Annotated in this window: 7 protein-coding genes and 2 pseudogenes; 3 read left to right on the plus strand and 6 right to left on the minus strand. The window is 39.6% G+C overall.

What is annotated here, in order from left to right; translation table 11 throughout:
* The first annotated feature begins 77 nt into the window (after positions 1-77).
* Both ACINWC141_RS19160 and ACINWC141_RS00640 read left to right on the plus strand, forming a co-directional pair.
* A protein-coding gene (locus ACINWC141_RS19160; protein WP_100222414.1) for an IS4-like element ISAba1 family transposase occupies positions 78-1,168 on the plus strand; the annotation gives its coding sequence in 2 pieces (ribosomal slippage) (positions 78-618 and positions 618-1,168; 1,092 coding nt in all).
* Positions 1,169-1,627: 459 nt separating this feature from the next.
* Positions 1,628-2,686, plus strand: coding sequence for an AraC family transcriptional regulator (locus tag ACINWC141_RS00640; protein ID WP_009386802.1), 1,059 nt, complete (start codon positions 1,628-1,630; stop codon positions 2,684-2,686).
* Between the two features lie 55 nt (positions 2,687-2,741).
* Here the strand turns inward: ACINWC141_RS00640 and ACINWC141_RS00645 are convergent, their stop codons facing one another.
* Genes ACINWC141_RS00645 through ACINWC141_RS00665 form a run of 5 tightly spaced genes read right to left on the minus strand, consistent with a single transcriptional unit; the run spans position 2,742 to position 7,632 of the window.
* Complete coding sequence (locus tag ACINWC141_RS00645) at positions 2,742-3,689, minus strand: SphA family protein (protein WP_009386801.1); 948 nt, start codon at positions 3,687-3,689, stop codon at positions 2,742-2,744.
* 53 nt (positions 3,690-3,742) lie between these two features.
* On the minus strand, positions 3,743-4,273 hold the full coding sequence (locus ACINWC141_RS00650; RefSeq protein ID WP_009386799.1) for a flavin reductase family protein: 531 nt from the start codon (positions 4,271-4,273) through the stop codon (positions 3,743-3,745).
* A gap of 28 nt (positions 4,274-4,301) precedes the next feature.
* Positions 4,302-5,540, minus strand: coding sequence for a styrene monooxygenase/indole monooxygenase family protein (locus tag ACINWC141_RS00655; RefSeq protein ID WP_009386780.1), 1,239 nt, complete (start codon positions 5,538-5,540; stop codon positions 4,302-4,304).
* A 43-nt stretch (positions 5,541-5,583) separates the two neighbouring features.
* Complete coding sequence (locus tag ACINWC141_RS00660) at positions 5,584-6,369, minus strand: SDR family oxidoreductase (protein ID WP_009386771.1); 786 nt, start codon at positions 6,367-6,369, stop codon at positions 5,584-5,586.
* A gap of 12 nt (positions 6,370-6,381) precedes the next feature.
* Positions 6,382-7,632, minus strand: a complete 1,251-nt coding sequence (locus ACINWC141_RS00665; RefSeq protein ID WP_009386800.1) for a dienelactone hydrolase family protein — start codon at positions 7,630-7,632, stop codon at positions 6,382-6,384.
* Positions 7,633-7,963: 331 nt separating this feature from the next.
* Between ACINWC141_RS00665 and ACINWC141_RS00670 the strand changes: the two are divergent.
* Positions 7,964-8,323, plus strand: a pseudogene (locus tag ACINWC141_RS00670) (MFS transporter); the annotation flags it as partial.
* A gap of 19 nt (positions 8,324-8,342) precedes the next feature.
* On the opposite strand, the pseudogene ACINWC141_RS00675 reads toward ACINWC141_RS00670, so the two are convergent.
* Positions 8,343-9,053, minus strand: a pseudogene (locus ACINWC141_RS00675) (IS3-like element ISAba22 family transposase); the annotation flags it as partial.

Raw genomic sequence — 9,053 nt, forward strand, 5'->3', positions numbered from 1 at the left:
AATTATCTCTGTACACGACAAAAATAGATAACTCATTGAAATAATGTCACAATAATTGTTTTCTAACGACGAATACTATGACACATCTCAATGAGTTATATCTTATCTTAAACAAATCTCTAAAATGGAACAAGTCACATTTAAAGTGCTTTGCGCTCATCATGCTTGTGATCATTTTAAAGCAAACATGTAATCTTTCTTCTGCATCTAAAGCCTTGCCCATCAAGTGCTTACCACAATCATTTTATCGACGTATGCAGCGCTTCTTTGCAGGTCAGTATTTTGATTATCGTCAAATTTCTCAGTTGATTTTCAATATGTTTTCATTCGACAAAGTGCAACTGACTTTAGATAGAACCAATTGGAAATGGGGAAAACGAAATATTAATATCCTGATGCTCGCAATCGTTTATCGTGGAATAGCGATACCTATCCTTTGGACATTGCTTAATAAACGTGGAAATTCAGATACGAAAGAGCGTATTGCTTTGATTCAACGCTTTATAGCCATTTTTGGTAAAGACCGTATTGTGAATGTGTTCGCAGACAGAGAGTTTATCGGTGAGCAGTGGTTTACATGGTTAATTGAACAAGACATCAACTTCTGCATTCGTGTTAAAAAAACTTCATTGTCACCAATCATTTAGGAAAGAATCATAAAATTAGTGATTTATTTCGCCATCTTAAAGTTGGTCAAATTGAATGTCGTAAACGACGGATTTTGGTTGGTCGGGTGAAACTATATATAAGTGCACTACAGTTAGAAAATGGAGAGCTTTTACTCGTCGTTTCTCCTCAGTTTAATGCCAATGCTATTCAGGATTATGCATTACGCTGGGAAATTGAAACCTTATTCAGTTGTCTCAAAGGACGCGGGTTTAATCTTGAAAATACGCGCTTGACAGACCCTAGACGAGTGAAAAAATTGATTGCGGTGTTAGCTATAAGCTTCTGTTGGTGTTACTTAACGGGTGAATGGCAACATAATCAAAAAAAAGCGATAAAAATAAAGAAGCATGGACGACTCTCAATGAGTTTATTTCGCTATGGTTTAGACTATGTTCAAATGGCGATTCAGCGTTTAATTGGTTTTGGGAAAAAAGAAGAGTTTAAGGAAATTTTGGCAATTTTAAGAAAGCAGAATCCTGATAGGATAAGGGTTCTGTGAAATTTGTCGTGTACAGAGAAATAAGTTAAAAACTACTAAACCTGAAATGATTCAATATACTCTGTAAGGGGTATATTGAATTTTTGCATTTAAATTAAAATCTATTATGTATCAATAATATAAAATAATTAATTCCGACAAAATAATTTGACCAGATCACTCGGATTTGCTATAAATTTTGATAGATCTTAAGGAATAAGATCATGATGAGATTAACTTATAGCACCTTTTATATCCCCCTATTCTATTTCTCGAATGTATTCAATTGATGGACAAAATCCGACGTAAAAATTTGAGAAAATCATATTAATTAGCGGATAAATTGGTCTGTATTTTGCTTATATCTCATTGTAATTTGCGAGTAACTTAATTTTTTTAAGTGCCGTATTTACGTGTTGCAAAGTTAAGGTTACACATATTTTGCACAGTAAATACAGGAGTGAGCCAAAAGGGATAAATATGAACCAAGCCAACTCCCCGGAACTCAGTGGGCGTCATTTTCAAAATGAGTCTATCTTTACCAATCATAATCTGGTGTTTGATCACCACGATTTAAGCGAAACCTGCCGAAATGTAGGCCAAATTTTTAAACCACATGATCTTAAAATCTCTCAGCAGAAGCGAGATTTCAGTGCAACCATGCACCATGTTAAAACAGGCGCCCTGTCTATTAGTCGCTTGGAATATGGTGCAGATGTCATTATTGAACCAAATCATCTGGATAACTTTTACTTAATTCAAATTCCAACTCAAGGCTATGCAGAAATCGAGTTTGGTTCACAAAAGTTTATTTCTTATTCTCAAGTTGCATCTCTTATTTCTCCTCAGCAATCTTTACGTATGCGCTGGCACGCAAACTCACCACAGCTTATTCTAAAAGTTTCAAAGGATGATTTTACTTACCACTGCCGTCAGCACATTGCCGATTCAGAAAATAACTTACTCGTTTTCGACCCAAAATTAGACTTTGCTACACAAAGTGGAGCCTATTTTTTACAGCTCGTTAGAACCTTGATGGATGCTTTGGCATGCGAGCAACACCCGCTTCATCATCCTTTAGCCTTTAAACAATTTGAGTCAAATCTTTTTAATGCACTCATTTATGGTCAACCCAATAATGCATTACATAAACTTGATCATTATAAAGAAAAAACAGTTTCTCCTTATTTCGTAAAGCGCACACAAGCCTATATTAAAGAACATTTACATGAGCCGCTTAATGTCGAAATTTTAGCTGAACATGCTGGCGTGAGTGTGAGAACGCTATTTACCGGTTTTAAAAATTATTTGGGGACAACCCCAATGTCTTATTTAAAAGAGTTACGTTTTGAACAAGCCCATCTAGAGCTGATGCATAATGAAAATCTATCGGTCACAGACGTTGCATTTAAATGGGGATTTAGCCATTTAGGCCGTTTTTCTCAAGAGTACAAACGCCGTTATGGTGAATTACCTTCTTCTACCCGCCGTTCTGGTCAAAGTGAAGGCTCAGGCTTAATTACTTCAATTTTTTCTTAAAACGAATAGAGAAAAGCCTTTTATATCAATAAATATAAAAGGCTTTTTTTATGACTTAGAAATGATGAACATAACGAACTTGTAGTCGCGTACCTTCTGGGCGGTTTTCAGCATCTTGCTCAAAATAAGCATTTGCGACCAAATGATCATTTTTAGAAAAACTATACATCGCACCCGGACCAATTGCCCAGACTTGTTCACGTCGACCTTTAACTTTTTCACCATCGACTTCAGTGTCAGTCACTTGTTTGAGCCAATAGCCATTTAGTCCCAAGCGGAACTGTTCGGTAATGGCATAGTCTGTTGCGAAGTTTGCATGAATTGCTTGCCCTGCCTGCATATCATTTGCTCCAGCAAACGCATAGCTTGGGTCATCATTTTTAAAGTTATAGAGATAATGGATACGCGTTGAAGCGGTCCACTTTGGATTAAACCAATATGTAGCAGCCCAATACGGGTCAAATGAAACAGCGTTATTACTTGGGTTAATATCTTTTTGCTGGTCATATTCGCCAGTAGGTAAATTGACCTGAAACCCAAAACGATGTACAAACTTCGGCCCTTGTGCGCCCATAACTGGATCGAACTGAATAAAAGGTCCAATCATAATGTCCCCAAAGCCACTTTGGGCTTTAATGGCAGCATTATTCAAGCCATCATCCATGTCCATTTTACTGACAAAAGGAACCAGAAAATTTATGCCTAGACTGGCTTTATCTTTTACTCGGACATTCGATAAATAACTAATCTGCTCAACCAGTACTTGATAATTTAAATCTGTTTTAGGTAAACCTAATTTTTGTCCATTGGCATCGACCAGTTTATTGCTATCGTAATTTTGAAAGTAGGTTTGAGCATACCAGCCGGGCCCTGCGGGTAAACCGCCATCGAGAAAGCTGGTCATACCTAAGTTTACGGTCGGTAAATCATAGGCATGTGTAACCAATGGCAAACCCAACAATGTCCCTGCTAAAAAGCCATGTTTAATTAAAGTGCTTTTCATCTTCTTATTTCCTATAAAAAAATCACGACCAGATTGATCGTGATTGTGGTGAATTAATGTGCTAATTCTGGATGCTCTGCGGCAATCCGATACTTTCCTGCGTGGAATACCAATGGCTCACCTTGGCGCTGTTGATATTGTTCAATTTGACCAATAAAAATCAGGTGATCTCCGCCTTCATACTGATTTACATTGCGGCAAACCAAGGTGGCGAGTGCATCAGTCAAAATTGGAACGCCAGCATTGCATTGTTGATGGGCAATGCCTGCAAATTTATCTTCAGCACCTCGAGCGAAATGTCCAGAAAGCTGATGATGCTCCTGTGCCAACATGTGAATGGCAAAATATTCAGCTTCTATAAAATCCGACAAACTCGGTGCTGTTTTTGAAAGGCTCCACAAAATTAATGGTGGATCTAAAGACAGTGACGAAAATGAGTTGGCTGTCATTCCTATTTTCCGGCCATCTTTACCACGTGTTGTAATCACGGTAACGCCAGTTGCAAATTGACCAAGTAAATTACGGATTTTTCTTGGGTTTTCAGCATTAATTGCTTGTAAAGCTAAAGTTTCAATTGTGTCCATTTTTAATTCTCCCTTTGCTGTTTTGCCCTTAGGCCACTTTTGCTGCGGTTTTTGAGGCCATGAATGCTTGAGCCTGATCTGCATCAAACCACCACGGGGCAAAAGAGCGCGGGTCATCAAAGTTATTGGCCATAATGGAAGCAATGCTTTGGTTTTGGCTTGCGGCTGCTAATAGTTCAACAACATGGGGCTGTGGTGGAACTAATAGACTATTGGTCCAAGCCACGACTTTTTCTGCATAAGCCCAATAACGTTCAAAGGTTTGAACCATCCATTGTTCGCTAAATCTTTGATTATCATTGGCTAAAATGGCATCGAAATAGATTTTGCTACACTTAGCAGCATTGTTTGAGCCTTGACCAGTAATTGGATCATTGACTACTAAGGCATCTGCCATCCCAAAAATTTGCTTGCCAGAGGGTAATGTCAAAATTGGTTTACGTACGGTCGGTGGGAAACGCCCTGCCAAATATCCGCCAGCATCGGTCAGCTCAACATTTGTGCAGCGTTCATATTCCCAAGGCACAAATTTCTTGAGTAAGTCCAAACTACATTGCAGATGCTGCTCAGGTGTTTTGACATCTTGCCAACAGTCCATTGGCCCATTTGGAATACCTTCAAAGACCATGATATCGCAAGGACCATTTACGGTAAGTGCTGGAAATGAAAAGTACTCACCGACTTCGGGAATAATATTAAATGTCACACGTGAATAAGGTGAAATTGGCTTCATGTTTTTGACATAGGTCAATGCCAAAGCGCGCTGCGGTTTATCAAAAACACTGCGTGTATCATCACGCTCAAACTGTTTAACGACTTCACCTTTACCAGCCGCAAGTAATACAAGCTCGTAGTCGTTTGCGAGTTGTTCTAACTCTTCTATTCCCACATCCTGAATGACTAATCGACCGCCACGGCATTCAAATTCTTCCATCCAATATGGCATTTTGACGCGTTGATCGACCGATTGAGCGTAGCGCTCAAGACGAGCACTCCATTCAAATGCTTTACCACCATTTTCAGGATTGACTAAAGCTAGCCCAATGCCTTCTACCGCTGGACATTCTTCTTCCCAAAAATTCAGTCCCAAGTCACGTTCAGTTTGTAAAGCGGTATGAAACATACACTGGCTTGACATGACTTTACCTTGACGGATTTCATCGGCAGTTCGGTTGGTGATCATTGTCACGTCATAGCCTGTATCTAATAAGCCTAAACCAAGCTGTAAACCAGACTGTCCTGCTCCAACAATTGCAATACGGCGCATAATATTCTCCATGATTTTCTAAATGTGCTTTTAAAACGCTGTGCTATTCGGCTAAACGTGGAATAGCGGGCTGTGATCCTTCAGGGCCCATCACTGAATATCCGCCATCGACCGCATAATCTGCTCCAGTGACAAAACTCGCAGCGGGTGACAATAAAAACAAAACAACATTAGCAACTTCTTCGGGATGACCCAATCGACCTAGCAAGTGATAATCGGCTGCCACGCTATCGGCCTTTTCACGGTTATTAGCACTGACTTCTGAAATGACACGAGACCATGTCCAACCCGGTGAAACGGAGTTGACGCGAATACCATCGGCAGCAAAATCCATTGCCATGCTTTGTGTGAGTTGACGTATCGCGGCTTTAGACACTGGATATAACCAGCGCCCTGTTTGTGCCACTTTGGCCGAGATTGAAGTAAAATTAACGATTGAACCTTGCTGCTTTTTTAGGTCATTGTATAAAGCACGGCTCAGCTCAACGGTAGAGACCAAATTAATATCGAGTGCTTGTAACCAGTCCTGACGTGAAGATTTAAAACCGTCATCTAAATATGTACATGCCAAATTCACCAAGTAACTCACTTCACCTAAATGTTGGTGAATATCTGCCACAGCTTGTTGAATAGCCGCATCGCTGGTTAAATCGGTTTGAATAAACATCACATCATGGTTAAAGCTTTCTGCAATTGCCTTGCCTTTGGCATCAATATCTAAAATAGCGACATGAGCACCCGCACTCACCAAAGCTTGTACAACAGCTTTACCAATCAGTGTTGCGCCGCCACTCACCACAGCAACTTTTCCTTTTAAATCTATATTCATTGCAGATCCTCCTTAATTGACTGGCTTGCCTTCACTACTTGACCAAGATGGCATCAAAGTATTTGAAGGAAGATCTTCATCAAGAAGTTTTCGTGCGGTCTCGACACCTGCAACTGGTAAGCCTGTTGGGTCTAATAAACCAATTTGAACGAGTACTGATGCTTGGTCCCAGTAAATATGCTCATGGCACAGCTTTGAACCTCTGAATTGAATTACACCTAACATTGGAATTTCGACATATTTACCGGTTGGTTTTACACCCGGTAATAACCAGTCAATTTCTGCATCGTGGGTAAAGCTCATAATGAACTCGTCGACCACTTGCGTTGAGCCAACCGTACGAGAGATCGAAGTGATCTTCATATCTTTCGGGTTTTGATGAACAAAGTGATATTGATAAAAACGAGCAAGCTGGCTTTGGCCTACACCGCCAGTCAAGGTTGGAATATGGTTGACATAAGGTTCTGCGACCATCGTTGCCATGGTTGCTAGCACGTCACGCGTATCGAACTCATGACGAATATGCTCTTCCCATAGTGCGACTAGGTCATATTTCGGCCCAATCGTGTCATGTAGAGCTGTTACTGTACGCTCGTGGGCAAAGCGTGCTGAAGGTTTGTGATAATGATTGCTTTTTGGGCGTGCAAAAGCATGATCAACACCTTCATAAACATAAGCTTGTACATTTGAATATTGGTTGGCTGCATCAACAATCGCTTGTCTCGCATCTGGCGGTGTAAATTGGTCCAGTTCTGCAATATGTAAAACCAAGCGCCCTTTTACGTTGGCTAACTCATCTAATGCTTTTTCAATGCCTACACCATAATAACCTACAGCACATGCCACTTCCGAAAGTCGACAACCTGCCAGATACGCCAGCTTTCCACCTAAACAGTACCCCACCACGCCGAGGCCTTTAGAGGTGTCACATTCTGGTCGATTCTTTAAAAAAGATAAGCTGTCCTGAATATCTTCAACCCCAAGATTTTCATCATATTGCTGATAAAGCTCGAAAGCTTTTTGAAAATCTTCTGGTGTGTAACCCAGTTCGATATTAGGTGCTACACGCCAAAATAAATCAGGAACTAAAACGGTATAGCCTTCTTCTGCAAGAAATTCTGCTTTTTCTCGCATGGCTGCATTCACCCCAAAGATTTCCTGACAAAGTACCACTCCAGGTCCTTTTCCTGTTTCTGGCATCGCTAGATATGCACTGAACTGCTTTCCAGATGCAGTTTTAATTTGAATGGTTTGACCAGCCATAGTGTCAACTCCTGACATTGTTATGGCTTTATCTTCTATCCGAATTTTTTTTTAGACTGTCCAAAAGCTGCGAGCATTATCCAATCTCTGCGCAATTATTAAAATTCATCACACTGGATAAAAAATTAAAAACAAAGAAACATCTATATTTCAAAAACTTAAATTAAAAAAATGAAATTAATGCTTTTTATCTAATTTGGAAAAAATGGATGAAGATTAGGACTTATTGGATAGTAAGGATTGGCTAAAAATAGTTCAATCAAAGATACCGGTTTTGTAACGAATACATTGAATTACTCAGGGAATAAAATAATTTTAAGAAGGAATACATATGAAAACGATAGATGCAAACACGATTATCAACCGCGAAAAACTGTCTCCATTACAGTGGATGGTTTTTATCCTAGGCTTTTTTGTCTTCTTCTGTGATGGTCTAGACACAGGAATTATTGGTTTTGTTGCCCCTGCATTACTGGATGACTGGGGAATTACCAAACCTCAACTTGCTCCAGTTTTAAGTGCTGCCTTAGTCGGCATGTCGATTGGTGCAATTATTTCGGGGCCTTTATCTGATAAGTTTGGGCGTAAAGGCGTTATTGTTTTTACAAGCCTTTTATTTTCAATATTTACCATTTTGTGTGGTTTTGCCAATTCAACTCAAGACTTAATGATATACGCTGAATTATCAGGAGACTTTCCCTTGGGAGATTCTAGGCAGCCAACTTATAAAAGTCTTCGGCCATTTGATTTGGTGTCTTAAAACCCAAACCCTTTTGAATTCTTCGATGATTATAAAATAACTCAATGTATTTTATAATATCTGCTTTGGCTTCTTCTCTGGTTTGATAGTTGTAATGATGCACTAACTCATTTTTCAGTATTCCCCAAAAGCTTTCAATCGGTGCATTATCGTAACAGTCTCCGCGCTTGCTCATTGAACCTTGAAAACCATATTGCTCAAGTATATTTCGATATTCCTGGCTGCAATATTGACTTCCTCTGTCTGAATGCACAATCAGTTCTTTGGTTGGTTTTTGATTGTGAATAGCCATATTTAGCGCATTACAAACAAGCTGTGTTGTCATGCGCTCATTTAAGCTATAGCCAACCACTTGCTTCGTGTAAAGGTCTTTTACCGCTGCTAAATACAGCCATCCTTCAACAGTCCATATGTACGTAATATCACTTGACCATGCTTGATTTGGTCTAGTCATTGAGAATTGTTGCTCCAGCAGGTTTTCATAGATCGCTCGATTATGGTCACTATTCGTAGTCCTTTTAAAACGCTTGTGTCGCTTACAATACAGGTGGTTCAGCGCTTTTATCTGACGTACAGCGTACATACTCATTTTTATACCCTGAGCTTGTAAGTATTTGGTTAATCGAATATAACCATAGCTCTGCTTTGTCTCCTCATGGGC

This window comes from Acinetobacter sp. WC-141 (assembly GCF_000313935.1).
Lineage (GTDB): Bacteria > Pseudomonadota > Gammaproteobacteria > Pseudomonadales > Moraxellaceae > Acinetobacter.

Bases quoted from the DNA above. Each gene is read 5' to 3' on its own strand.
- ACINWC141_RS00655 (WP_009386780.1), bottom strand. From the start codon at position 5,540: ATGCGCCGTATTGCAATTGTTGGAGCAGGACAGTCTGGTTTACAGCTT.
- ACINWC141_RS00665 (WP_009386800.1), bottom strand. From the start codon at position 7,632: ATGGCTGGTCAAACCATTCAAATTAAAACTGCATCTGGAAAGCAGTTC.
- ACINWC141_RS00645 (WP_009386801.1), bottom strand. From the start codon at position 3,689: ATGAAAAGCACTTTAATTAAACATGGCTTTTTAGCAGGGACATTGTTG.
- ACINWC141_RS00640 (WP_009386802.1), top strand. From the start codon at position 1,628: ATGAACCAAGCCAACTCCCCGGAACTCAGTGGGCGTCATTTTCAAAAT.
- ACINWC141_RS00650 (WP_009386799.1), bottom strand. From the start codon at position 4,273: ATGGACACAATTGAAACTTTAGCTTTACAAGCAATTAATGCTGAAAAC.
- ACINWC141_RS00660 (WP_009386771.1), bottom strand. From the start codon at position 6,369: ATGAATATAGATTTAAAAGGAAAAGTTGCTGTGGTGAGTGGCGGCGCA.